This is a genomic window from Amycolatopsis minnesotensis, assembly GCF_039529815.1.
Classification (GTDB): domain Bacteria; phylum Actinomycetota; class Actinomycetes; order Mycobacteriales; family Pseudonocardiaceae; genus Amycolatopsis; species Amycolatopsis minnesotensis.
In genome coordinates this window covers 1-22,578 of the sequence record NZ_BAAANN010000062.1, presented here as the reverse complement: position 1 = coordinate 22,578, position 22,578 = coordinate 1, and the positions used below count along the sequence as shown (strand labels likewise).

At 70.4% G+C, this 22,578-nt stretch carries 22 protein-coding genes; 14 read left to right on the top strand and 8 right to left on the bottom strand.

Annotation, left to right across the window (positions count from 1 at the left end; translation table 11 throughout):
- Window positions 1-31 precede the first annotated feature (31 nt).
- From ABD256_RS41570 to ABD256_RS41555, 4 genes are read left to right on the top strand one after another with little or no spacing between them, the layout of a single operon-like run.
- The gene (locus tag ABD256_RS41570) at window positions 32-1,033 is read left to right on the top strand and encodes an ABC transporter permease (RefSeq protein ID WP_344431485.1); all 1,002 of its coding nucleotides are present in this window, start codon (window positions 32-34) and stop codon (window positions 1,031-1,033) included.
- 8 nt (window positions 1,034-1,041) lie between these two features.
- The gene (locus ABD256_RS41565; protein WP_425546611.1) at window positions 1,042-1,962 is read left to right on the top strand and encodes an ABC transporter permease; all 921 of its coding nucleotides are present in this window, start codon (window positions 1,042-1,044) and stop codon (window positions 1,960-1,962) included.
- 6 nt (window positions 1,963-1,968) lie between these two features.
- Window positions 1,969-2,961 (top strand): ABC transporter ATP-binding protein, encoded by a 993-nt coding sequence (locus ABD256_RS41560; RefSeq protein ID WP_344431481.1) that lies wholly within the window; start codon window positions 1,969-1,971, stop codon window positions 2,959-2,961.
- Entirely contained in the window at window positions 2,958-4,094 is a 1,137-nt protein-coding gene (locus ABD256_RS41555; protein ID WP_344431479.1) for an ABC transporter ATP-binding protein, read from the top strand. The genes ABD256_RS41560 and ABD256_RS41555 overlap by 4 nt, the downstream gene beginning before the upstream one ends.
- Window positions 4,095-4,695: 601 nt before the next feature.
- On the opposite strand, the gene ABD256_RS41550 is transcribed toward ABD256_RS41555, so the two are convergent.
- A complete protein-coding gene (locus tag ABD256_RS41550) occupies window positions 4,696-5,880 on the bottom strand; it encodes an MFS transporter (RefSeq protein WP_344431477.1) in 1,185 nt (394 codons plus the stop codon).
- Between the two features lie 104 nt (window positions 5,881-5,984).
- Between ABD256_RS41550 and ABD256_RS41545 the strand changes: the two genes are divergently transcribed.
- The 4 genes from ABD256_RS41545 to ABD256_RS41530 all read left to right on the top strand — a co-directional run bounded on the left by ABD256_RS41545 (window position 5,985) and on the right by ABD256_RS41530 (window position 8,668).
- Window positions 5,985-6,578, top strand: coding sequence for an NADPH-dependent FMN reductase (locus ABD256_RS41545; RefSeq protein WP_344431476.1), 594 nt, complete (start codon window positions 5,985-5,987; stop codon window positions 6,576-6,578).
- A 4-nt stretch (window positions 6,579-6,582) separates the two neighbouring features.
- On the top strand, window positions 6,583-7,230 hold the full coding sequence (locus tag ABD256_RS41540; protein WP_344431475.1) for a TetR/AcrR family transcriptional regulator: 648 nt from the start codon (window positions 6,583-6,585) through the stop codon (window positions 7,228-7,230).
- 49 nt (window positions 7,231-7,279) lie between these two features.
- Window positions 7,280-7,921 carry an SDR family oxidoreductase gene (locus ABD256_RS41535; RefSeq protein WP_344431473.1) on the top strand — a complete coding sequence of 214 codons (642 nt, stop codon included), beginning with the start codon at window positions 7,280-7,282 and terminating at the stop codon, window positions 7,919-7,921.
- Between the two features lie 90 nt (window positions 7,922-8,011).
- Entirely contained in the window at window positions 8,012-8,668 is a 657-nt protein-coding gene (locus tag ABD256_RS41530) for a DedA family protein (RefSeq protein ID WP_344431471.1), read from the top strand.
- Here the strand turns inward: ABD256_RS41530 and ABD256_RS41525 are convergent.
- Window positions 8,650-9,582: an EamA family transporter gene (locus ABD256_RS41525; RefSeq protein ID WP_344431469.1), complete on the bottom strand. Its 933-nt coding sequence runs from the start codon at window positions 9,580-9,582 to the stop codon at window positions 8,650-8,652. The two genes, ABD256_RS41530 and ABD256_RS41525, sit on opposite strands and share 19 nt — an antisense overlap.
- Before the next feature lie 103 nt (window positions 9,583-9,685).
- On the opposite strand from ABD256_RS41525, the gene ABD256_RS41520 reads away from it, so the two are divergent.
- Window positions 9,686-10,624, top strand: a complete 939-nt coding sequence (locus ABD256_RS41520; RefSeq protein WP_344431468.1) for a LysR family transcriptional regulator — start codon at window positions 9,686-9,688, stop codon at window positions 10,622-10,624.
- On the opposite strand, the gene ABD256_RS41515 is transcribed toward ABD256_RS41520, so the two are convergent.
- The 3 genes from ABD256_RS41515 to ABD256_RS41505 form a co-directional block, all read right to left on the bottom strand.
- A complete protein-coding gene (locus tag ABD256_RS41515; RefSeq protein WP_344431466.1) occupies window positions 10,621-12,639 on the bottom strand; it encodes a S53 family peptidase in 2,019 nt (672 codons plus the stop codon). The two genes, ABD256_RS41520 and ABD256_RS41515, sit on opposite strands and share 4 nt — an antisense overlap.
- Before the next feature lie 171 nt (window positions 12,640-12,810).
- Window positions 12,811-13,056, bottom strand: a complete 246-nt coding sequence (locus tag ABD256_RS41510) for a tautomerase family protein (RefSeq protein ID WP_425546610.1) — start codon at window positions 13,054-13,056, stop codon at window positions 12,811-12,813.
- A 560-nt stretch (window positions 13,057-13,616) separates the two neighbouring features.
- A complete protein-coding gene (locus ABD256_RS41505) occupies window positions 13,617-14,219 on the bottom strand; it encodes a TetR/AcrR family transcriptional regulator (protein ID WP_344431461.1) in 603 nt (200 codons plus the stop codon).
- A gap of 68 nt (window positions 14,220-14,287) precedes the next feature.
- On the opposite strand from ABD256_RS41505, the gene ABD256_RS41500 reads away from it, so the two are divergent.
- A complete protein-coding gene (locus ABD256_RS41500; protein ID WP_344431459.1) occupies window positions 14,288-14,932 on the top strand; it encodes a peroxiredoxin-like family protein in 645 nt (214 codons plus the stop codon).
- A 1-nt stretch (window position 14,933) separates the two neighbouring features.
- Here the strand turns inward: ABD256_RS41500 and ABD256_RS41495 are convergent, their stop codons facing one another.
- Window positions 14,934-15,761: an oxidoreductase gene (locus tag ABD256_RS41495; protein ID WP_344431457.1), complete on the bottom strand. Its 828-nt coding sequence runs from the start codon at window positions 15,759-15,761 to the stop codon at window positions 14,934-14,936.
- A gap of 78 nt (window positions 15,762-15,839) precedes the next feature.
- Between ABD256_RS41495 and ABD256_RS41490 the strand changes: the two genes are divergently transcribed.
- Window positions 15,840-16,736, top strand: coding sequence for a LysR family transcriptional regulator (locus ABD256_RS41490; RefSeq protein WP_344431455.1), 897 nt, complete (start codon window positions 15,840-15,842; stop codon window positions 16,734-16,736).
- 145 nt (window positions 16,737-16,881) lie between these two features.
- Here the strand turns inward: ABD256_RS41490 and leuA are convergent, their stop codons facing one another.
- On the bottom strand, window positions 16,882-18,666 hold the full coding sequence (gene leuA / locus ABD256_RS41485; RefSeq protein WP_344431453.1) for a 2-isopropylmalate synthase: 1,785 nt from the start codon (window positions 18,664-18,666) through the stop codon (window positions 16,882-16,884).
- 247 nt (window positions 18,667-18,913) lie between these two features.
- On the opposite strand from leuA, the gene ABD256_RS41480 reads away from it, so the two are divergent.
- Window positions 18,914-19,336, top strand: coding sequence for a hypothetical protein (locus ABD256_RS41480; RefSeq protein ID WP_344431451.1), 423 nt, complete (start codon window positions 18,914-18,916; stop codon window positions 19,334-19,336).
- Here the strand turns inward: ABD256_RS41480 and ABD256_RS41475 are convergent.
- A complete protein-coding gene (locus ABD256_RS41475; protein WP_344431449.1) occupies window positions 19,333-19,923 on the bottom strand; it encodes a nitroreductase family protein in 591 nt (196 codons plus the stop codon). The two genes, ABD256_RS41480 and ABD256_RS41475, sit on opposite strands and share 4 nt — an antisense overlap.
- 230 nt (window positions 19,924-20,153) lie before the next feature.
- Here ABD256_RS41475 and ABD256_RS41470 point away from each other — a divergent pair, with 230 nt between their 5' ends.
- Complete coding sequence (locus ABD256_RS41470) at window positions 20,154-21,419, top strand: aspartate kinase (RefSeq protein ID WP_344431447.1); 1,266 nt, start codon at window positions 20,154-20,156, stop codon at window positions 21,417-21,419.
- A gap of 2 nt (window positions 21,420-21,421) precedes the next feature.
- Entirely contained in the window at window positions 21,422-22,486 is a 1,065-nt protein-coding gene (locus ABD256_RS41465) for an aspartate-semialdehyde dehydrogenase (RefSeq protein ID WP_344431445.1), read from the top strand.
- The last annotated feature ends 92 nt before the right edge of the window (window positions 22,487-22,578 follow it).

Genomic DNA, 22,578 nt, shown 5'->3' with positions numbered 1-22,578 from the left:
GCCCACCACAGGACGCAAGGCAGAAACCTTCATGCTTCGATTCATCGTGCGTCGGTTGCTCCAGGCGATACCGACGCTGCTGATCTTGTCCATTCTCGTCTTCGCCTGGCTACGCCTGCTCCCCGGCGGCCCGGCGGGCGCGCTACTCGGCGACAAGGCCACCCCGGAGAAGATCGCCGACCTGAACCGGGTGCTCGGCCTCGACCAGCCGATCTTCGTCCAGTACTTCAAGTTCCTCGGCCGCATCCTGACCGGTGACTTCGGCAGCTCGCTGGCTTCCGGCCAGCCGGTGCTCTCGGAGATCGGGTTCGCGCTGCCCGCCACCATCGAGCTGTCGGTCGGCGCGCTGATCATCGCGGTCGGCCTCGGCATCCCGTTCGGCTACCTCGCCGCCCGCTTCCGCGCCGGGATCCTCGACAACGCCGTCATCATCGTCACCCTCGTCGGCGTCGCGGTGCCGGTGTTCTTCCTCGGCTACTTCCTGCAGGACAACTTCGCCGAGCTGCTCGGCCTGCCGTCCTCCGGTCGCCAGAGCTCCGGCCTCGACGCCACGCACGTCACCGGGTTCGCCGTGCTCGACGGCGTGCTGACCCAGGAATGGGACGCGGCGTGGGACGCGATCGAGCACCTGATCCTGCCCGCGATCGCGCTGGCCACCATCCCGCTCGCGGTGATCGTCCGCATCACCAGGGCGTCCGTGCTCGACGTGCTCAACGAGGACTTCATCCGCACCGCCCAGTCGAAGGGCCTTCGCCAGCCGACCATCCGGCGGCGGCACGTCCTGCGCAACGCGCTGCTGCCGGTCGCCACGACGATCGGCCTGCAGACCGGCCTGCTGCTCGGCGGCGCGGTGCTGACCGAAAAGGTGTTCAACATCCGCGGTATCGGCTATCTGCTCGCCGAAGGGATCGAACGCAGGGACTATCCACGGCTGCAGGCGCTGATCCTGCTCGGTGCCGTGGTCTACGTGGTGGTGAACATGCTCGTCGACATCTCCTACGGGATCATCGACCCGAGGGTGCGTGTGCGGTGAACGCGCTGATGAAGTCCAAAAAGGACAAGCTCGACGACCTCGCGGCCGCTTCGGCGGGCCGCAGCCTTTCCGGCGAGGCGTTCCGGCGGATGGCGCGCAGCCCGGTGGCCATCACCGGCGCGGTGATCACCGGCCTGTTCGTGCTGCTGGCGATCTTCGCGCCGCTGATCGCGCCGAAGGACCCCTACGAGCGCTCCATGCAGGGCTCGGTGCAGCTCGGCAAGGGCATCATCCCCGGCCCGATGCCCGGCTACCCGCTCGGTGTCGACGACTTCGGCCGCGACCTGCTGTCCCGGCTCCTCGTCGGCGCGCAGCAGACCCTCGTCGTCGGTGTGATGGCGACGCTGATCGGGCTGGCCGCCGGCATCCTGATCGGCGGCACCGCCGGCGCGGTCGGCGGCTGGGTCGACACCGTGCTGATGCGGTTCGTCGACGTGCTGCTGTCGGTGCCCTCGCTGCTGCTGGCGATCTCGGTGGCCGCGCTCGCGGCGAAGCCGAACCAGTGGACGGTGATCATCGCCGTCTCGATCGTGACGGTGCCGGTGTTCGCCAGGCTGCTGCGGGGCGCGATGCTCGCGCAGCGCTCCAGCGACCACGTGCTCGCCGCGACCTCGCTCGGTGTGAAGCGGCGGACGATCGTGCTGCGGCACATGCTGCCCAACGCGCTCGGCCCGGTGATCGTGCAGGCCACGCTGACGCTGGCGACCTCGATCATCGAAGCGGCTTCGCTGTCGTTCCTCGGGCTCGGCGACCCGGACCCGTCCCGCGCCGAATGGGGGCTCATGCTCGGCAACGCGTCGAGCAAGTTCCTCGACATCCGGCCGGAGCTGGCGTACTACCCCGCGATCGCGATCATCATCGTGGCGCTCGGGTTCACGCTGCTCGGCGAGTCCATGCGGGAAGCCCTCGATCCGAAGAACAGGCGGTGAACCGCGATGGCATTGCTCGAAGTGCGTGACCTGAAGGTCGTCTTCCAGCGCAGGGGCGAGCGCCCGTTCGCCGCGGTGGACGGCGTCAGCTTCGACGTCGAACCCGGCCAGACGGTCGGGCTGGTCGGCGAGTCCGGCTGCGGGAAGTCGGTGACCTCGCTGGCGATCATGGGCCTGCTTCCCAGGCGCGGCAACAAGGTCACCGGTTCCGTGTCCTTCGAAGGCACGAACCTGATCGGCCTTTCCGACAAGGAGATGCGGGACCGCCGCGGCCGCGACCTCGGCATGGTGTTCCAGGACCCGCTGTCCTCGCTCAACCCGGTCATCCCGATCGGGCTGCAGATCACCGAGGTGCTCGAACGGCACCGCGGGATGCCGCGCAAGCAGGCGAAGGTGGAGGCGGAGGAACTGCTCGGCAAGGTCGGCATCCCCGACCCGAACCGGCGGCTTTCCGAGTACCCGCACCAGCTTTCCGGCGGGATGCGCCAGCGCGCGCTGATCGCGATCGCGCTGGCGTGCCGTCCCCGGCTGCTCATCGCCGACGAGCCGACCACCGCGCTCGACGTGACGATCCAGGCGCAGATCCTCGCGCTGCTCGCGGAGCTGGTGCGCGACACCGAGACCGCGCTGGTGATGATCACGCACGACCTCGGCGTGGTGGCCGGGCTGTGCGACGAGGTGAACGTGCTCTACGGCGGCCGGATCGTGGAGCGCGCCGAGCGCCACGAACTGTTCGCCGAACCGCGCCACCCCTACACGCACGGGCTGCTCGCGTCGATCCCGCGGCTCGATTCGGCGCGCGGCGAGAAACTGCTGCCGATCAAGGGGTCGGTGGCCGACAACATCCCGTGGGACGGCGGCTGCGCGTTCGCGCCGCGCTGCCCCAACGCACTGGACGTCTGCCGGAGTTCGTCGCCGGACCTGGAAGGCGACGAGCGGTTGCTGCGCTGCCACAACCCGGTGACGCCCGCGGTGGCGGCGGGGGAGGGAACCCGATGACCAGTAGCGTGACCGAAGCGAAGCAGGGCGAGACGCTGCTGGCCGTCGACGACCTGAAGGTGCACTTCCCGATCAAGCGCGGGGTGCTGATCGACCGGACGGTCGGGCACGTCTACGCCGTCGACGGCGTAGACCTCGAGATCCGCCGCGGCGAGACCTACGGGCTCGTCGGCGAATCCGGCTGCGGCAAGACCACGCTCGGCAGGGCGATCCTGAAGCTCACCGAGCCGACCAGTGGGTCGGTCGTGTTCGACGGCAACGACATCGCGGGCCTCAAGGGCGAGGACCTGCGCCGCCGTCGCCGCCGGATGCAGATGATCTTCCAGGACCCGCTGTCCAGTTTGGACCCCCGCCAGTCCGTCGAGTCCATTCTGGTCGAGGGCATGCGGGCGCACGGGCTGGACAAGGACAAGGAGAGCACGCGCGAACGGCTGCGCGAACTGCTTTCCGCCGTCGGCCTGCCGGAGTCGTCGCTGCGGAAGTACCCGCACGAGTTCTCCGGCGGCCAGCGCCAGCGCATCGGCATCGCGCGGGCGCTCGCCGTCGAACCGGACCTGATCGTCGCCGACGAACCGGTGTCCGCGCTCGACGTGTCCGTGCAGGCGCAGGTGATCAACCTGCTGGAGGAACTGCAGGACCGGCTCGGGCTGACCTACCTGGTGATCGCGCACGACCTCGCGGTGGTCCGGCACATCTCGGACCGGATCGGCGTGATGTACCTGGGTTCGATGGTCGAGGAGACCGATTCGGAAACGCTGTACCAGAACCCGCTGCACCCGTACACGCGCGCGCTGCTGTCGGCGATCCCGGTGCCGGACCCCCTGGTCGAGGACAGCCGCGAGCAGATCCTGCTCGCCGGCGACCTGCCCTCGCCCGCCGCGCCGCCGAGCGGCTGCCGGTTCCACACCCGGTGTCCGTGGCGGCAGGAGACCCGGTGCGACACCGAACGCCCGGTGCTGCGCGAAATCGGCGAAGGCCACCGCGTCGCGTGCCACTTCGCGGAGCAGATCCGGGACGGCGAGATCACCCCGCACGAGGTCGAGGCGGAACTGGTCGAGGTCGAGGACACCCTCAACCCGGACGTCAACCCCGGCCACGCCGCCTCCGTCACCGAGAAGATGTTCGAAGGGTAGATCTTCTTCGGTTGCCGAAATTCGCGCTGACAGGGCGCGGCTCTCGAGATGAGCCGCGCCCTGGTCGCGTTTGGCGCTGTGGCCTGCAGTTAGCGGGCTAAACGCGCTTGGCGGGATGCCGCCGGGGACGTGCGATGCCCCGAAGGCGTCCTTGAGGGGCATGTGCTGGAATCTCGCGACGTGCGCCTCTTTCTCGTTTCCGCGCTGGTGCCCCCGAAAGGGGGCCTTCACGGGCGTGAATGCCGCGGATGTGACCTCGTAGGCCCGCTCTGCTCCGGAGCGGATGCCCCGAAGGCGTCCTTGAGGGAATCTGATGCCGCGAAGGGCACCTTCAGGGCATCAGCAGCACCATGCCGCTTGCCGTGAGGGGCGAGATCGCGGCGTCAGATTCCCTGAAGGCGTCCTTCAGGGATCGAGCCCCGGGGCGGCTCCCCCGGCGGTTCCACGTTTCCGCCACCCAGCTCACCGGAATCGACGCGCGCGAACCATCTCTGCGGATCGCCGGAGCATCCGGGGCCCCGAAGGTCGCCTGCGGGGACAAAAGGCCAGCCGGCAGGCGGGATGGGGTGCGGAGTGCAGTTAGCGGGCTAAACGCGCTTCGTCAGAGCACCGTGATGGTGGCGATGGCGGGGCCGAAGGCGCCGCCGAGCTGGTAGCACAGGTTGAACAGGCCGAGCGCCGTCGGCCGGAGTCCCGGTGGCGCGGCGTCCGCGGCGGCGAGGCCGAGCGTGGCCTGCGCCGCCGACGCCGCGCACACCGCGAGCCCGAGCGCGACCGGGAGCAGCCACGGCACCGGCGCGGCGAGCAGTGCGAACGCCACGGCGGCGACTCCGCCGAGCGCCGAGACCAGGGCGCCGCGCGACATCCGCGAAGACAGCCCGGCGAGCACGGCCCCCAGCGCGGCCCCGCCGAGCAGGACGGCAAGCTGCGTCACGCCGATCGTGGCCGTGGCCCATCCCGCGCGCCCGAGCAGCGCGGGCACCGCGTACAGCATGCCGAAGTACGAGGTCGCGATGAGCAGCGCCAGCGCGCCGGAGCGGTGGAACGCCGGTTGCCGCAGCACCGCCAGCGGCAGGAATCCGTCCGGCCGCGCCCGCACGTGCGCGATCAGCAGCGCACCGGCGAGCACCGCGCCCGCGGCGGCGGGCAGCGGGTAGCGCGGCACGAGCACCAGCGCCGAGGTCACGGCCGCCAGCGCGAGCGCGCCGCGCAGGTCGAAACCCCCAGTGCGCGTGTTCGGCGTCGGAAGCCGCCGCACCACCACCGGCAACGCGAGCAGGCTCACCGCCGACAACGCGAGCGCGGCGCGCCAGGTGGTCAGCTCCGTGACGAGCGAACCGAGCAGCGCGCCCGTCGCGCCGAGCATGCTGAAGCCCGAGGTCAGCAGGCCCATCCGGCCGGGCGAGCCGACGAGGCTCATCGCGATCGTGACGAACCCGGCCCCGCCCGCCGCCTGCAGCGCGCGCCCGGCCAGCGCCACCGGAAGCGACGGCGCGACGAGCACCAGTGCCATGCCGGCGGCCGCGGCGAACGCGCTGACCAGGACTCCGGCGCGGGCGCCTCGGCGGCGGACGAGCCCGGCGATCATCGGGGTGCCCAGTGCGACGGCCCAGCCGAACACCGGTCCCACCCACGCGGCCGCGTCGCGCGTGACGCCGAGATCCGCCGCGATCTCGGGCAGGACCAGCGTCGGGCCGGTGGTGACGAGCGACAACGGCGTCGCCAGCAGGACCAGCCACCCCATCGCCACGCCGCCCTGCCGGGGCGGTGCTTCGGTCGCGATCATCCCGGTCTCCCCTCGACGTAAACCAATAAGTGCAATGACGACACTACACGGTATAGAGTAATGGTTGCACTGACTGGTTTACATCACTGAGCGGGAGGAAAACCGTGCGCGAACGACGTGTCCTGGCGCTGTCCGGCAGCCTGCGGGAGGGCTCGCACAACACCGCGCTGCTGCGCGCCGCCGGGAAGCTCGCGCCGTCCGGGGTGTCGATCACGCCGTGGGACGGGCTGGCCGACGTGCCGATGTACCACGCCGACCTGGACACCGCCGCCCCGCCGGAGCCGGTGCGGGCGCTGCGCCACGAGATCGCGAACGCGGACGCGCTGCTGCTGGCGACACCGGAGTACAACGCGTCCGTGCCCGCGGTGCTGAAGAACGCGATCGACTGGGCCAGCACCGCCGCCGACGCTTCCCGCCTCGCCGGGAAGCCGATCGCGATACTCGGCGCGTCGCCCGGCGCGCTCGGGACCGCGCGGGCGCAGCTCGCGCTACGGCAGATCCTCGCCGCGGTCGGCGCCGAGGTGGTGGCCAAGCCCGAGGTCATCGTCTTCCACGCGCACGAGCGGTTCGACGAGCGGGGCGAGTTGGCGGACGGGCTGACCAGGACGCTGCTCGCCGGACTGCTGGCGGCGCTCGCCGACCGCGTCGGACCTAAGCTGTCGGAGCACGACGTCCTCCAGACCGCGGACCGGGAGTGAGCACATGGACGGGGCCGGAACGGCCACTCCCCGGCGCGGGAACGGCATGCCGGAGAAGCGGCGCGCGATCACCGCGGCGGCCCGCGTGGTGTTCGGGCGCGAGGGCTACGCGCGGGCCACCCTCGACGCGATCGCCACCGAGGCGGGCGTGTCCAAGCGGACGATCTACAACCACTTCACCGACAAGGACGAGCTGTTCCGGCTGGTCGCGCTCGAAGGCGCCGACGAGGTCACCGACACCATCCACGCGCTGATGGAACGGCACCTGCGGAAGATCCTCGACCTCGAAGAGGATCTCGTCGCCTTCGGCGTGGACAGGGTGCGGGCGGTCTTCGACTTCCCCGACCACTACGCGCTCGTCCGCGTGCTGCAGGCCGAGGTGACCCGCCTGCCCGCCGCGACGCTGGAAACGTGGCGGCTGGCCGGCCCGGCGACCGCGCACCTGCGCCTGGCGCCGTACCTGCGCGCCATTGCCGACCGCGGCCTGCTCGCCTTCGCCGACGCCGACCAGGCCGCCAACCACTTCAACCTGCTCACCATCACCGACGTGCTGCAGCGCAGCTTCTACGGCGCGATCCCGCTCACCGAAACGGAGATCGACACCGTCGTCGGCCAGGGAGTCGCCGCGTTCCTGCGCGTCTACGGCGCTTGAGCGGCTCTTCGGCGGGCGCGATCCGGGCTGAACCTGGCAAAATCCGGGCATGCTGGTCACCGTGCTCGGCGCGTCGGGGCGCACCGGAAGTCATGTCGTCCGCCTGCTGCGCCGCCACGGGCACACCGTGAAGGCGGGGCTGCGCAGCAGGCAGCGCGGCCAGCACGCGGCCGCGCTCGGCGCCGAGCCGGTGCTCGCCGACCTCACCACCGATCCGGCCGGGCTGGTGGAGGTGTTCCTCGGCTCGGACGCGGTGATCAACACCGCCGGCGCGGCCGACCCCGACCCGTCGGCGGTCAACATGGTCGACCGCGACGGCACGATCGCCGCGATCGGCGCCGCCGAGCGGGCCGGGGTGGCCCGGTTCGTGCAGCTCTCCGCGCAGTTCGCCGACTCGCCGGACCAGGGCGACCGGCTGGTGCGGTCGTTCCTGCTGGCGAAACAGGTTTCGGACAGCGCGCTGCGGCGGTCGAGCCTGATCTGGACGCTGGTGCGGCCGGGCAACCTGACCGACGACCCGGCCACCGGACGGGTGAAAGTGGCCGGGCACCTCGAACCGGGCCGGGTTCCGCGCGCCGACGTGGCCGCGGTGCTGGTCGCCGCGCTGGACGAGCCGTTCACCGAAAACCGCGGCTTCGACGTCGTCTCCGGCGATACCCCGGTGACGGCCGCGCTTGCCGCATTCTCCTGATCGCCCCATTTTCCTGCGCTACCCTGCGGAAGACCACCGGTCCGACGGTAATTCGGACATAAGGGGACAATGGCGTATGAGGGGACGAAAGTGCACATCGATCAGATCCTGGAGTCGATCCCGCCGGTAGCGGTGTATCTGCTCGTCGGCCTCGTGATCGGGATCGAAAGCCTCGGTATCCCGCTCCCCGGCGAGATCGTGCTGGTCGGCTCGGCACTGCTGGCGTCGCAGCACGCGCAGATGAATCCGCTGTGGATCGGCATCGCGGCCAGCGCGGGCGCGATCATCGGCGACAGCATCGGGTACACGATCGGCCGAAAATGGGGCACGAAGCTGTTCGCGTGGGCCGGGCGGAAATGGCCGAAGCACTTCGGGCCGAAACACATCGCCAAGGCCGAAAAGGTGTTCCAGAAACGGGGCGTGTGGGCCGTGTTCTTCGGCCGGTTCATCGCGTTCCTGCGCGTGCTTTCCGGTCCGCTGGCCGGTTCGCTCGGCATGCACTACCCGCGATTCCTCGCCGCGAACGCGCTCGGCGGAATCGTCTGGGCGGGCGGCACCACCGCGGCCGTGTACTACCTCGGGGTGGTGGCCGAGAAATGGCTTTCGCGGTTCTCCTACATCGGCCTCGGCGCGGCGGTCGTGATCGGCGTCGTGGTCGGGATCATCGTGAAGAAGCGCATGACCAAGCACGACGACGAGGAAGACGAGCCCGCGCGCGAGGACTCGTCTCAGTCCGTCACGCGCTGAGTCGTCGCCGGTTCCGGGAGCGGCTCGATCGCTTCCGGAACCGGTGCGCTCCGCTTGCGCAGCGAGCCGAGCAGCACGCCCGCGATCACCACGACCGCGGCACCGATCTCGATCGCGTTGTGCCGCTCGCCGAGCACCGCGAACGCGACCGACATCCCCACCACCGGCACCAGCAGCGAGAACGGCGCGACGACCCCGGCGGGGTGGCGCCCCATCAGCGTCGTCCAGATCCCGGACCCGACGATCGTGCCGAACACCACGACGTAGCTCAGCCCGGCGACGGCGATCCAGCCCGTGTGCGAGTTGACCGTCGTCAGCGAGGTCCACGCCGCGGACGGGCCCTCGGTCGCCATGGACAGCGCGAACAGCGGCAGCGGTGGCACGACCGACATCCACAGCGTGAAGTGCAGCGGGTTGTCCGGCTGCGCCTTCCGCGTGCTCAGGTTCCCGAACGCCCAGCTCAGCGCGCCGAGCAGGGTCAGGATCACCGGCAGCAGCACGGCGTGCTCGGCCTGCTGCCACGCGATCGCCGACATCCCGGCCACCGCGAGCAGAATCCCGGCCCACTGCCTGCCGGTCACCTTTTCCCGCAGCACCACCGCGCCGAGCAGGACCGTGAACGGTGCCGACGCCTGCAGCACGAGCGAGGAAAGCCCGGTGGGCATCCCCTTGTCGAGCGCGACGAACAGGAACGCGAACTGCAGCGTGCCGAACCCCAGCCCGTAGCCGAGCAGATAGCGCGCCTTCACCCGCGGCCACGGCACGAACAGCACGGTCGGGACGGCGATCACCAGGAACCGCAGTCCGGCCGCGAACAGCGGCGGGAAGTGCCCGAGCGTGGCGTGGATGGCCAGGAAGTTGCAGCCCCACAGGACGGCGACGAACAACGCGAGCAGGCGGTCACGGATGGGCATGCGTCCACTGTGCGGGTGGGGCGGGGGTGAGGACCAGCGAGATTATCTGCACCGATCTTGAAGCGCTGCTTCACAGTGCGCCGCGCTTGATTAGAGTGGCCGGATGGACATCGGCAGGTTGCGCGCGCTGCGGGAGTTCGCGGACCGCGGCAGCGTGACGGCGGCGGCGAAGGCGTTGCACTGCACGCCGTCCGCGGTGTCGCAGCAGCTCCGCGCGTTGCAGGAGGAGGCGGGGCTCGCGCTCACCGAACCGTCGGGACGCGGCCTGCGGCTCACCGACGCGGGGCAGGCGCTCGTCGCGCGCGTGGACGAGGTGCTGTCCGCGCTGGCCCGCGCCGAGTCCGAATTGGACACCTACCGGAACGTGCCGCGCGGCCGGGTCCGGCTCGCGATCTTCCAGTCCGCGGGGCTGATGCTGCTGCCGGGCCTGCTGCGCCGGATCGCCGGGTTCGACGGCCTCGAAGTGACCGTGCGGGACGTCGACATGACCCCGGCCGACGTGCCGGGGCTGGTCGCGGACTACGACGTGGTGGTGGCCCACCGCGACGAGCACGCGCCCCCGTTCGACACCGGGCGCCTCGAAGTGCGGCACCTGCTGCGCGAACCGCTCGACGTGGCGTTGCCGGAAGGGCACCGGCTGGCGCGCGAGGCGAAGGTCGATGTCGCCGCGCTGGCCGACGAGCGGTGGATCAGCGTCGACTTCGGGTTCCCCGTCGACGACGTGCTGCGCTCGCTCACCGTGCGGACCGGCGTGCGGCCCAAGGTGGTGCAGCGCATCAACGACTTCCGCATCACCGAGCGGCTGGTCGCCGCGGGCCACGGGATCGCACTGCTGCCCCGGTACACAATGGACACCCGGAGGGGCAGCGGGCTGGTGTGCCGCCCGCTCGCCGGGATCAGGGCCGCGCGCCACATCGAGGTGGCGGCCAGGGCCGGCGCCTCGGCGCGGCCCGCGGTGGCCGCGGTCATCGGCGCGCTCGCCGACGAGGTCGCCGAGCTGACCGGGCAGGCGGCGGAACCGCCTGCCCGGTCCGCGCCCTAGCGGCGGTACGTCGCGACGTACCCGGCACCCGGGGTGCCGACGCCGGTCAGCCGGTCGTAACCGGGGAACGCGGCGAGCGGGCCGCCGGAAAAGCCCGCGGTGTACAGGCGCTTGAGGGGCGCGCTGTCCGGGTCGTTCGGGTTGGTCAGGTCGTTGCGGGCGACGCTGACCGGGGTATCGGTCACGTCCTGGTACGCGGCGGTGCCGTACCTGGCGTAGATCTGCGGGTTGGCGAACCCGATCGCGGAACCCTGCGCCTGCTGCGCCAGTGCCTGGATGCCGACGATCAGCGGGCTGGACAGGCTCGTCCCGCCGAGCTTCGTCTCGTGGTAGCGGGCCACGCCGTCCTTGTCCCGGCCGGTGTAGCCCACGAGCATGCCGGTGCTCGAGTCACCGTCGGCGGAGATGTCCGGGACCGTGCGCATCCGGTACGCCGACGTGGAGCCGTCGGGGCGTTCGAGCGCCTGCTTGTCCGGCACCACCCCGGCCTGGTAGGCGGGCTGGCGGAACACGATGCTCGTGCCACCGCCGGATCCGCCGGTGTAGCCCGACGGGTACGCGTCCTTCGGCGCCGGGGTCCACCCGGTGCCGTCCTCGGTCAGGTTCGAGCGGACGTTGCCCCAGCCGACCTCGGCGACCTTCCTGCCGTGCTGGTCCAGGCCCATCGTGGTCCCGCCGACCGCGGTCACCCACGGGCTTTCCGGCGGGTAGTTCGTCTGCTTGCGGGTCGACTCGTCACCCTTGCCGCACGGGGTCTCCGGGTCCTCGTAGCCGCAGTCGCCGGAGGAGTAGTAGATCCCGATGCCGGACACGGCCGCGCGCTGGAACGCCTGCTCGAACCCCTGCCGCACGGCGTCGGACGGCGGTTCGGAGCCGATGCCCCACGAGTTGTTGATCAGGTCGGCGAGGTGGCCGTCGACGGCGCGGTTGACCGCGTCGATCAGGCTCGTGCTTTCGCAGTCCTTGGCGCCGATGTAGGCGACGTCGGCGTCCGGCGCCATCGCGTGCACGGCCTCGATGTCCAGGGCCTCTTCGATGTACAGGCCGCCGGGAGGCCCGCCGTAGCAGGTCGTCGCCCCGCCGGTTTCCACGTACTGCTTGAGCTGGCCCGGCCGGAACTGCTGGAAGTTGTGCTTGGTGTTGTAGGCGGCGAGATCCGCCTCGATCGTCGGCGAGCCGTACGGGTCGAGCACGCCGACCGTCACGCCCTTGCCGGTCAGGCCGGTCTTGTCGACGCCGTAGGCGGCGCGCAGCTCCTGCGGGCCGTACCCGCACGGGGTCCAGGCGACCGTCTTGCCGTCGACCTTGGGCCGGTCCGTCGCCGCCTTCTGCCCCCAGTAGTCCGAGCAGGGCAGACCGCGGTAGATCGTCGCAGGCGGGCCGTACGGGTCGGGGTCGGCCTTCACCTTGGGCTCGACCCGCTGCTTCGCCGGGTCGTCGAGGCCGGTCACCCCGAGCACGGCCTTCGCGAGCGACGCGGGCGCGGTGACGGCGCCGACGGGCGCGCGGTGCTTCCCTTCGTGGTCGGCGAAGTCGTGCAGCTCGGTGCCGAAAGCCCGCTGCGCCGCGGAAACCGTGCCGCGCGCGGCGACGAAGTGCGGATCGGTCCCGGTGACCGTGAGCCCCGCCGACGCCAGCCACTCGGTGACCTGCTCGGTCTGCGCCGGGGTCGGGCCGAACCGGTCCGCGATCTGCCGCGGGTTCAGGAAGTGCCGGAAGCTCGGGCTGCGCGGATCGGACACCGCCCGCGCGTAGGACTCCAGCCCGGCGGGGTCCTTCCCCGCCAGGAAGACGCGGATGCCGTCGAGCGTGGCCGCCGGATCGAGGGCGCCGCGATCGGCCGACGCCGTCGCCCACGCCGGGTGTGCGCCCGCCACCGCCGCGCGCTCAGCGCTCGCCGCCGTCGAGATACCCGCCGCCGAGATCGCCGCCGCCGTCGTCGCCGAGGCGAGCAACGCCGGTGCGGCCAGCCCGACGACGAACACGGCACGCCGTCTGTTCGCTAGTCGTGACAAAGGATGTTCCTCCCAGTAAGAGGGCACGTCGAAGAACGGCCTCGAGAAGAGGCGCCTTCGCCACCCCGCGCACGCCCCCAGAAACGTCCTCGACGGACATCGGCGGCACGGAGTCGCTCCCCAGTGATTGTTCGTGCGGGGAGAAACTTACTCAGAAGGAACGGCGGCGCGCTAGGACTTCTCGTCAGCCGGTCCGGCGACGAGCTTGCCGCCCACCGCCCAGTGCTCGGGCGGCACCTCGTCGATGACCACCCACACCCCGTGCCGCGGCTGGCCGGGGTTGCCGCACGTCTCCAGGAACACGTCCGTGAGGCGCTCCACCAGCTCGGCCTTCTGCTCGGGGGTGCGGCCCGGCATCATCTGCACAGTGATCATCGGCATGGACCGTGTATACCGCGCCGCGCCGTCCAGGGACATCCAGCCACGGGCAGCTCGCCGCGCGCGGGATGCTTGCCGGACGGGGATTCCCTGAAGGACGCCTTCAGGGACTTGGACGCCCCAGATCGTCCCTTCGCGCGCTTCGGCTTCGCCGCGAGCAGTCCCTGAAGGCGGCCATCGGGGAATCCGACGCCGCGAAGGTGCCCTTCAGAGCGGCCAGCGGCGCCATGTTCCGCGCTCGTGCTCCGCAGGGGCACTCCCCAGGCGTGAACGCCGGACGTGGTCTTCGCAGGCATGCTCCGCTCCAGCGCGCATGCCCTGAAGGCGTCCTTGGGGGAAGCTGATGCCGTGAAGGGGCCCTTCGGGGCATCAGCAGCATCAGGCCGCGCGCCGAGCGGGGCGAGATTGGGGTGTCAGATTCCCCGAAGGCGCCCTTCAGGGACCAAGCCCCGGCGGCTCCGTGTTTCCGCGCCCAGCGCACCGGAACCGACGCGCGCGCATCATCACCGTGATCTTCGCGGACCTGGGGGGCGCGAGACTCCGCCCGCACGTGCTCCCCGGAAGGAACCCGTTCGCGGGCATGGAAAACCGGGGCGTGGTCAGGATTGCCGGCGCAGGTGGGCGATGGCGAGGCGCAGGCCGTCTTCCAGCGGGGTGATGTCCCGCCGCACATGGGCCATCTGCAGCCCGCCCTGCAGGCACACCATGGCGAGCTGGGCCAGCCGCTCGGGGTCGGCGTCGGCGCGGAGCTTTCCCTTGTCCCGCAACACGTGCAGGCCGTGCGCGAGCTTTCCTTCCCAGGTCCGGTACGCCTTGTCCAGCAGCTCCGCGAAGCGCGGGTCGTCGCCGAGCTCGCCCGCGACGTTGCCGAGCGGGCAGGCGATCGGGCCCGCCGGGCCGCGGTGGATGTCGAGCACCTGCTCGGCCCAGCGGTCGAAATCGGCCCAGTCCGCCAGCTCGCCGAGCGCGGGCTGCGCCGCCAGGATGTGGTCGAGGTAGTGCCCGATCACCGCGTCGACGAGCTGGTCCTTGTTCTTGAAGTAGTGGTACATCTGCGACTTGCCCGCACCGCAGGCCTTGAGCACCTTGTCGATGCTCGTCGCGGCCACGCCGTGCGTGTACATCAGATCCGCCGCCGTGCCGACGATCGCGTCACGGGTCCGCCGCCCCTGCTCCGTCACGGCCACTGCTTGCGCGTCCATGTACCGAATAGTACAGTCACCCTCGATGTACTGATCGGTACATCGACCTCCGGCGTAAGGAACCACAGGTGAACGAGCTTTCCCAGGGACTGAACGGGATCAAGGAACACGCGCGGGAGGTCATCCCCGCCGACGCGCTCGCCACCCTGACGGCCGAGCAGCGCCGGTACGCCGACCGCACGGACGGGTTCGTCAAGGCGGGCGACACGGTGCCCGGCTTCGCGCTTCCGGACGCGACCGGCGCCGAGGTGACGCTCGGCGAACTCGTCTCGGGCGGGGCGGCAGTGCTGGTGTTCTACCGCGGCCAGTGGTGCCCCTTCTGCAACCTGGCCCTGCGCGCCTACCAGGAGGAGCTGTCGCCGAAGCTGGCGGAGTCCGGCGCGCGGCTGGCCGCGATCAGCCCGCAGGCCCCGGACGGCTCACTGTCCACAAAGGAAAAGAACGAGCTGGGGTTCGCGGTGCTTTCGGACCCCGGAAACGAGGTCGCCCGCTCGCTGGGGATCACCTTCACACCCGCTGCCGGCGTGCAGGACGTGATGGCGGCGATCGGCTCGGACCTCACCGAGCACAACGCCGACGGCACGTGGGAACTGCCGCATCCCACCGTGCTCGTGGTGGACGGGACCCGGACCGTCCGGTTCGCCGACGTGCACACCGACTACACCGAACGGACCGAGCCCCGCGAAATCCTGGCCGCGCTGGCCGCACTCTGAATCAGTCGTCGAACGCCGTGTCGCGCGCGACCTTCTCCCACCGGGTCAGCTCGGTCCTGATCTGGTCGAGGTGCCCGCTCACGGCGTCGACGGAGTCCGCGCCGAGTGGAAGGCGCAACGGGGTTTCGGTCGCGTCGAGCGCGGTCAGGATCGCCGCGGCGGCCTTGGCCGGGTCGCCTGCCTGCGTGCCGTCGGCGTCGACGACGAGACGGCGGGTGGGGCCGACCGACTCGGCGTAGTCACCGATTTCGGTGCTGCGGCTCGTACTGCCCCACAGCCCGGTGCGGAACGCGCCGGGTTCCACGATCAGCACCTTGATCCCGAGGCGGTTCACCTCGTCGGCGAGCCCCTCGGAAAGCCCCTCCAGCGCGAACTTCGTGCCGCTGTAGGCCGAAAAGCCCGCGAACGACAGTTGCCCGCCCATGCTGCTCAGCTGCACGATCGCGCCGGACCGCCTGGCGCGCATGTGCGGCAGCGCGGCGCGGATGAGCGCGGCGGGGCCGAACACGTGCACGTCGAACAGCGACCGCAGTTCCTCGTCGGTGGTTTCCTCGAAGGCGCCGACGTGGCTGCGGCCCGCGTTGTTCACCACCACGTCGATCCGGCCGTGCCTGGCGACGAGGTCGTCGATTGTGGCTTCGACCGCCGCGAGGTCCGTGACGTCCAGCGCCACGGCCTCGACCTGGTCCGGGTGTGCGGCGACGACATCCGCGAGCGTTTTGGTGCGCCGCACCGCCGCGACGACGACGTCACCCGCGTTCACCGCGGCCTCGGTGATGGCGCGCCCGAAACCGCTGTTCGCCCCGGTGACCAGCCAAACCCTGCTCATCTGCTTCCCCTTTCGCCGGGGAGGACTCTGCTGGCAAACCGCTCGCGCGTCCAAGACCCGCTGTGATAACCCTTGGTTATGGACGTGCACGGTCGCGATCTCCGGTACTTCGTCGCGATCGCCGAGGAACTGCACTTCACGCGAGCGGCGGAACGGCTGTACGTCTCACAACCCGCGCTGAGCAAGCAGATCCGCGCGCTCGAAGGCCAGCTCGGCGCGCCGCTGTTCGAACGCGACCGCCGCGAGGTCCGGTTGACGCCGGTGGGCGAAGCGCTGCTGCCGCACGCGCGACGGGTGCTCGCCGAGTGGGAGGCCGCGGCCGGAGCCGTCCGGGTGGCGAAGGCCGCGCAGCGGGGGACGCTGGTGGTCGGGATGAGCACGAGTCCCGGCCGCGGCGGCATGCTCCCGGCGATCCGGTCGAGGTTCACCGCCGAACATCCGGAGGCCACGCTGACCCTGCGGCAGATCGGGTGGCACGACTCGACGGCAGGGCTCGCGGACGGCTCCAGCGATGCCGCCTTCGTGTGGCTGCCGGTGCCCGGCGCGCAGCGGTACGAGCACGTGGTGGTCGCCGAAGAGCAGCGGCTGGTGGCCATGTCGAGTGCGCACCCGCTGGCGGGCCGCGCCGAAGTGGACTTCGCGGACCTGCTCGGCGAACCGTTCCTCGCCCTGCCCGAAAGCGCCGGGCCGTTGCGGGACTACTGGCTGGCGCCGGAAGCGCGCGGCGGCAGGGCACCCGTGATCGGCGGGGAGATCTCGACACCCGACGAGACGTACGAGGCGCTTGTGGACGGTCGCGGCGTCTGCCTCATCGCGACCGGGAACGCGCCACTGCTGACCCGGGGCGACGTGACCGCGATCCCGGTGCGCGGCGTGTCGCCGAGCCGGCTGGCACTGGCCTGGCGGAAGGACGACACCCGCCCCCTGGTCCAGGCCTACGCCCGTGCCACCCACCTGGCGACCACCCCCGGCTGACGACATTTAGCCCGCTAAACGCAGGCCAGCGCCCCGGGGACCCACTCGCCCGCGGACGACGTTCAGCCCGCGAACCGCACTCGGCGCCCCACCCCGTACGGGCTTCCCCGGCGCGCAGAGCGCGCCGGGGAAGCCCCGCCAAGACTCACCTGTGCGAGCGGTTCACCGCGGAGACCACCGCGCGCAGCGACGCGGTGACGATCGACGGGTCGACGCCGACGCCCCAGAACACCCGGTCCGAGATCGCGCATTCGATGTAGGACGCCGCGCGCGCGTCGTCGCCGGGGGTGAGGGTGTGCTCGCTGTAGTCCAGCAGCCGCAGGTCGTACCCGACGGTGGACAGCGCGTCGAAGAACGACGCGATCGGGCCGTTGCCGCGCCCGGTGATCTCGTGCTCGTCGCCGTCGACCACCACGGTCGCGGTGATCTCGTACTCGCCGCCGCCGTTGTCCGCGACGTGCTGGCGCACCAGCTCCAGCGGCACCTTCGGCTCCAGGTACTCGGCCGAGAACGCGGTCCACATCGTGGCGGGGTCGACCTCGCCGCCCTGCGAATCGGTGTGGCGCTGCACGACCTTGGAGAACTCGATCTGCAGGCGGCGCGGCAGGTCGAGCTGGTGCTCGGCCTTCATGATGTAGGCGACGCCGCCCTTGCCGGACTGCGAGTTGACCCTGATCACGGCCTCGTAGCTGCGGCCGACGTCCTTGGGGTCGATCGGCAGGTACGGGACTTCCCACGGGTACTCGTCGACGGGCACGCCCGCCTTGTCCGCCTTCATCTTCAGCGCGTCGAGGCCCTTGTTGATCGCGTCCTGGTGGCTGCCGGAGAACGCGGTGAACACCAGGTCGCCGCCCCACGGGCTGCGCTCGGGCACCGGCAGCTGGTTGCAGTACTCGACGGTGCGCTTGATCTCGTCCATGTCGGAGAAGTCGATCTGCGGGTCGACGCCCTGGCTGAACAGGTTCATGCCCAGCGCCACCAGGTCGACGTTGCCGGTGCGCTCGCCGTTGCCGAACAGGCAGCCCTCGATCCGGTCCGCGCCCGCCTGGTAACCGAGTTCGGCGGCGGCGACGCCGGTGCCGCGGTCGTTGTGCGGGTGCAGCGACAGGATCACCCCGTCGCGGCGCTCCAGGTTCTTGTTCATCCACTCGATGGAGTCCGCGTAGACGTTCGGCGTCGCCATTTCGACGGTCGCGGGCAGGTTCAGGATCGCGGGCCGCTCCGGGGTGGGCTGCCAGATCTCGGTGACCGCGTTGCACACCTCGGCCGCGTACGACAGCTCCGTGCCGGTGTAGGACTCCGGCGAGTACTGGAAGCGGAAGTCGGTGTCGGAGTACTTGCCCGCGTACTCGACCACCAGGTCGGCGGCCTGCGTCGCGATCTTCTTGATGCCTTCGCGCTCCTCGCGGAACACCACGCGCCGCTGCAGCACGGACGTCGAGTTGTAGATGTGCACGATCGCGCGGGGCGCGCCCTCCAGCGACTGGAACGTGCGCTCGATCAGCTCGGGGCGGCACTGGGTCAGCACCTGGATGCGGACGTCGTCCGGGATCGCGCCCTCTTCGATGATCTCGCGCACGAAGTCGAAGTCCGTCTGGGACGCGGCGGGGAAGCCGACCTCGATCTCCTTGTACCCCATCCGCACCAGCAGCTCGAAGAACTTGCGCTTGCGGGCGGGCGACATCGGGTCGATCAGGGCCTGGTTGCCGTCGCGCAGGTCGACCGCGCACCACAGCGGCGCGGTGTCGATGCGCTTCCCCGGCCAGGTGCGCTCGGGCAGGTCGATGTCCTCGACCAGGTCGAACCACGGGCGGTAGCGGTGGACCGGCATCGACGTGCCGCGCTGCGGGTTCCACCCGGGCTGGCCCGCCGGCGCTGGCCGGGACGGCGTGCGGATGCGGCTCGATTTGGTGGGTTCTGGCGTGCTCATGCTGGGGATCTCCTGCTGGGGTGACGCTGGGCGTGACCGGCGGCATCACGAAGCCCCGCGACGAGGAGCCGGTCTGTCAGGCCCCGTCGCGGCAGCGAAGCAGGAGGAGAGCGCGTGCCACAAGCCCACCATAACCATGGCCCGCCGCGGTTGGGAAGCCGGTGCGAGTTCGAACTGTTATCTGCGCTGCTCCGATCACGTTACTGGCACGTAGCAATCGCCGCAGTGACGTGCGAGACTGCCCGGCATGGGTGTGCACGACGAAAGGCCCGCCAAGTCCGACGAGGCCGAAACCACCGTGGTGTCCGGTTCGGCGCATGCCGAGGTGGAGCGCGAAGAGCGCCCGAAGCGCGACGTCGACTGGACGAAGGTCCGCGGTCAGGTCGTCGGCTTCCTCGCCGGGCTGGTGCGCTGGGTCGGCCTGATCTTCGCCGCGATCCTGGTGCTGCACGTGATCTTCGTGATCGCCGAGGCTAACCCGGGCAACGGCATCGTGTCGTTCGTCAAGAGCTGGGCGGACCCGCTCACGATCGGGTTCAAGGACCTCTTCGTGAACAAGGAGTTCAAGCTCCAGGTGCTCATCAACTACGGCGTCGCGGCCCTCTTCTGGCTCATCGTGTCGGCGATCCTCGCGAAGATCATCCGCAGGGTCGGCGGCTCGGCCGTCTAGAACAGCGGGCTGCCCCACTCGCCGGTGAACGCGAACTCGCCGAGCGGGATGCGCTGCCTCGGCGCCTTCTCGCGGGCGACGCCGCGTTCGTCGCCGAGCACCTCGGGATCGCCGTGGTGGCCGATCGCGATCGCCACGCGGGCGCGCGCGTCCGGCGGCAGGGTGAACTCGCGCGCCACCGCGTCCGCGTCGAACCCGGCCATCTGGTGCGCGGCGAGCCCCTCGGTGACGGCCTGGAGCACGAGGTTCTGCGTCGCGAGCGCGAGCCCGTACTCGGCGTACGGGACTTCGCCCTTCTCGTTGGCCGTGACCATCACGCCGATCAGCAGCGCGCCCGCGCGGTGCGCCCAGCTCCGGTTCCGCTCGGTGAGGGTCCCCAGGATCCGGTCGAAGGTGCCGTCACCGCGAAGGCCCGCCAAGTACCTGGCAGGCTGGGTGTTCCCGAACGACGGTGCCCAGCGCGCGGCTTCGAGCAACGCGCGGAGCTGGTCCGCGCGGACCTCGCCGGTCTCGTCCAGCGCGCGGGGGCTCCAGCGTTCGGCGATGACGGTTTCGAGCGGCGCGCTCGTCTCGGCTGGCTTTCGCATGGCGTCACGGTAGCCAGGTCACCGTGCCCTATGTCACGCGGCCGAAAGTGCTCCCAGTATTTCCTTGAGGTTACGGAAAATTTGCGCGCTAATACCTCTTAACGGGTGGCGGGGCCCACACGGAAGAGTGGCGCGGGCCCATCTCCCCGGTAGGCTTTTGGCCAAATCAGGGACGCGGGGGCTCCTCGGTGCCCACCGAGGAGCAGACCCGGCCCGGAGGAGGTTCGGGCGTGGCCCTCGTGGTCCAGAAGTACGGCGGTTCGTCGCTGGAGAGCGCTGATCGGATCAAGCGCGTGGCGGAGCGGATCGTCGCTACCAAAAAGGCCGGGAACGACGTCGTGGTGGTGTGCTCCGCGATGGGCGACACCACCGACGAGCTGCTCGATCTCGCCGAGCAGGTGAACCCGGTGCCGCCGGAGCGGGAGATGGACATGCTCCTCACCGCGGGCGAGCGCATTTCGAACGCGCTCGTGGCGATGGCGATTTCCGCGCACGGCGCCGAGGCGTGGTCGTTCACCGGTTCGCAGGCGGGTGTCGTCACCACGTCGGTGCACGGCAACGCGCGCATCATCGACGTCACGCCGAGCCGTGTCACCGAAGCGCTGGAGCAGGGCTACATCGCGCTGGTCGCCGGTTTCCAGGGCGTTTCGCAGGACACCAAGGACATCACCACGCTCGGCCGCGGCGGGTCGGACACCACCGCGGTCGCGCTCGCCGCGGCGCTGAACGCGGACGTCTGCGAGATCTATTCCGATGTGGACGGTGTGTACACCGCCGACCCGCGCATCGTGCCCAACGCGAAGAAGCTCGACACCATCCCGTACGAGGAGATGCTCGAACTCGCCGCGAGCGGGTCGAAGATCCTGCACCTCCGCTCGGTGGAATACGCCCGTCGTTATGGCGTACCGATCCGGGTCCGTTCGTCCTACAGCGACAAGCCGGGTACCACCGTCGCCGGTTCGATTGAGGAGATCCCCGTGGAACAAGCGCTCATCACCGGGGTGGCGCACGACCGCTCCGAAGCCAAGATCACGGTGACCGGGGTACCGGACCACACCGGTGCCGCGGCCCGCATCTTCCGCGTCGTCGCCGACGCGGAAATCGATATCGACATGGTGCTGCAGAACATTTCCAGCACCTCTTCCGGCCGTACCGACATCACCTTCACGCTGTCGAAGGCGAACGGGCCCCACGCCGTTTCCGAGCTGGAGAAGATCAAGGCCGACATCGGTTTCGAATCGGTGCTCTACGACGACCACGTCGGCAAGGTCTCGCTCGTCGGCGCGGGAATGCGCTCGCATCCCGGCGTCACCGCGGGATTCTGCGAAGCGCTCGCCACCGCGGGCGTGAACATCGAAATCATCAACACCTCCGAGATCCGGATCTCGGTGCTGATCAGGGACGCGCAGCTCGACGACGCGGTGCGCGCGATCCACGAGGCCTTCGAGCTCGGTGGCGACGAAGAGGCCGTGGTCTACGCGGGGAGTGGTCGGTAGAAATGGCACCCACCTTGGCTCTGGTCGGCGCGACCGGCGCGGTCGGCACCGTGATGATCGACATCATCAACGGCAAGGAATCCGTGCCGTGGGGGGAGATCCGGCTCATCGCGTCGGCTCGCTCCGCGGGCAAGAAGATCACCGTGCGCGGCGAGGAACTGACCGTCGTCGCGCTGTCCCCCGAAGCCTTCGACGGCGTCGACGTCGCGATGTTCGACGTGCCGGACGAGATCTCCGCGGAATGGGCACCGGTCGCGGCCGCGCGCGGCGCCGTCGCGGTGGACAACTCCGGCGCCTTCCGGATGGACGACGAGGTACCGCTCGTGGTCCCCGAGGTCAACGCGGACCAGGTCGGCGCGCGGCCGAAGGGCATCATCGCGAACCCGAACTGCACCACGCTGTCCATGATGGCCGCGCTGGGCGCGCTGCACCACGAGTTCGAGCTGACCGAACTCGTCGTCGCCTCGTACCAGGCCGTTTCCGGCGCGGGCAAGGAAGGCGTCGACCGGCTCTACGCCGAGCTGAACGCCGTCGCGGGCAAGCCGCTCGGGGTGAAGGCCGGTGACGTGCGCGCGGAGCTGGAATCCGCGGGCCTGCCGATCGCGGACTCGCCGTTCCCGGCGCCGCTCGCGTTCAACGTGGTGCCCTCGGCCGGGTCCTACAAGGGCGACGGCTGGTACTCCGAGGAGCTCAAGGTCCGCAACGAGTCCCGCAAGATCCTCGGCATCCCCGGCCTGAAGGTGTCCGCGACCTGCGTGCGCGTCCCGGTGGTGACCACGCACTCCCTCGCCGTGCACGCGACGTTCGCGCGCGAAGTGACCGTCGAGGCGGCGCACAAGGTGTTCGGGGCACAGCAGTCGGTCGTGCTCGTGGACGACCCGGAGCGGAACGTGTTCCCGACACCGGCCGAGGTGGTCGGCGCGGACCCGACCTACGTCGGCCGGATCCGGCAGGCGCTGGACTTCCCGAACACGCTCGACTTCTTCGTGTGCGGCGACAACCTGCGCAAGGGCGCGGCGCTGAACACCTATGAGATCGCCGAAAAGCTGGCGCCCGAGTTCGCCTAGTGTCGCGCGTCTGAGGTTCGTTGACGGGTGGCGTGGGGCAGGATCTGATCGGCGGTCTTGGTCCAGGTGAACGGGTGGCAGCGGGTGTTCCA

Excerpts from the sequence above, each read along its gene's own strand:
- ABD256_RS41555 (WP_344431479.1), top strand. The coding sequence starts at position 2,958 with ATGACCAGTAGCGTGACCGAAGCGAAGCAGGGCGAGACGCTGCTGGCC.
- ABD256_RS41510 (WP_425546610.1), bottom strand. The coding sequence starts at position 13,056 with ATGTCCCTGGACGGCGCGGCGCGGTATACACGGTCCATGCCGATGATC.
- ABD256_RS41570 (WP_344431485.1), top strand. The coding sequence starts at position 32 with ATGCTTCGATTCATCGTGCGTCGGTTGCTCCAGGCGATACCGACGCTG.
- ABD256_RS41520 (WP_344431468.1), top strand. The coding sequence starts at position 9,686 with ATGGACATCGGCAGGTTGCGCGCGCTGCGGGAGTTCGCGGACCGCGGC.
- ABD256_RS41565 (WP_425546611.1), top strand. The coding sequence starts at position 1,042 with ATGAAGTCCAAAAAGGACAAGCTCGACGACCTCGCGGCCGCTTCGGCG.
- ABD256_RS41475 (WP_344431449.1), bottom strand. The coding sequence starts at position 19,923 with ATGCGAAAGCCAGCCGAGACGAGCGCGCCGCTCGAAACCGTCATCGCC.
- ABD256_RS41550 (WP_344431477.1), bottom strand. The coding sequence starts at position 5,880 with ATGATCGCGACCGAAGCACCGCCCCGGCAGGGCGGCGTGGCGATGGGG.
- ABD256_RS41535 (WP_344431473.1), top strand. The coding sequence starts at position 7,280 with ATGCTGGTCACCGTGCTCGGCGCGTCGGGGCGCACCGGAAGTCATGTC.
- ABD256_RS41480 (WP_344431451.1), top strand. The coding sequence starts at position 18,914 with ATGGGTGTGCACGACGAAAGGCCCGCCAAGTCCGACGAGGCCGAAACC.
- ABD256_RS41465 (WP_344431445.1), top strand. The coding sequence starts at position 21,422 with ATGGCACCCACCTTGGCTCTGGTCGGCGCGACCGGCGCGGTCGGCACC.
- ABD256_RS41495 (WP_344431457.1), bottom strand. The coding sequence starts at position 15,761 with ATGAGCAGGGTTTGGCTGGTCACCGGGGCGAACAGCGGTTTCGGGCGC.
- ABD256_RS41505 (WP_344431461.1), bottom strand. The coding sequence starts at position 14,219 with ATGGACGCGCAAGCAGTGGCCGTGACGGAGCAGGGGCGGCGGACCCGT.
- ABD256_RS41490 (WP_344431455.1), top strand. The coding sequence starts at position 15,840 with ATGGACGTGCACGGTCGCGATCTCCGGTACTTCGTCGCGATCGCCGAG.
- ABD256_RS41540 (WP_344431475.1), top strand. The coding sequence starts at position 6,583 with ATGGACGGGGCCGGAACGGCCACTCCCCGGCGCGGGAACGGCATGCCG.
- ABD256_RS41525 (WP_344431469.1), bottom strand. The coding sequence starts at position 9,582 with ATGCCCATCCGTGACCGCCTGCTCGCGTTGTTCGTCGCCGTCCTGTGG.
- ABD256_RS41560 (WP_344431481.1), top strand. The coding sequence starts at position 1,969 with ATGGCATTGCTCGAAGTGCGTGACCTGAAGGTCGTCTTCCAGCGCAGG.
- leuA (WP_344431453.1), bottom strand. The coding sequence starts at position 18,666 with ATGAGCACGCCAGAACCCACCAAATCGAGCCGCATCCGCACGCCGTCC.